Here is a 375-nt window from a genome sequence, read left to right as displayed (position 1 = left end):
CTTACCACGGTGGGATTCATGACTGGGGTGAAGTCGTAACAAGGTAGCCGTAGGGGAACCTGCGGCTGGATCACCTCCTTTCTAGAGAAGGCGATCGTCGAGTACTCACAACCTATCGGTTGTTCTGAAAGAGGGCAAAGCTTTCGATGAAAATCATCGTCACTCAGCGTTGCGAACCTCCTCGTGTACAAGAAGTACAGACGTCGGTCCACGCCTTGATTGACACGATTTTGATCGAAAGAACATCGCAGACGCAAAACTGCGATGTAAGCGTCAACTGGGTTTGTAGCTCAGCTGGTTAGAGCACTGTGTTGATAACGCAGGGGTCGAAGGTTCGAGTCCTTCCAGACCCACCAGTTTTTATCTGGGTGCTGT

The 375-nt window shown here is 50.7% G+C and carries 1 tRNA gene and 1 rRNA gene; both read left to right on the top strand.

The features are described from left to right. Positions 1–81, top strand: a 16S ribosomal RNA gene (locus tag AWT75_RS20515); the annotation flags it as partial. Positions 82–279: 198 nt separating this feature from the next. Further along, positions 280–356: transfer RNA gene (locus tag AWT75_RS20510), tRNA-Ile, on the top strand. Positions 357–375 lie beyond the last annotated feature (19 nt).

Source organism: Aquitalea pelogenes, from assembly GCF_001515305.1.
Taxonomy (GTDB): Bacteria; Pseudomonadota; Gammaproteobacteria; order Burkholderiales; family Chromobacteriaceae; genus Aquitalea; species Aquitalea pelogenes.
Note: the sequence above shows the minus strand (reverse complement) of the source record. Positions and strands in the feature narration are given on the sequence as shown.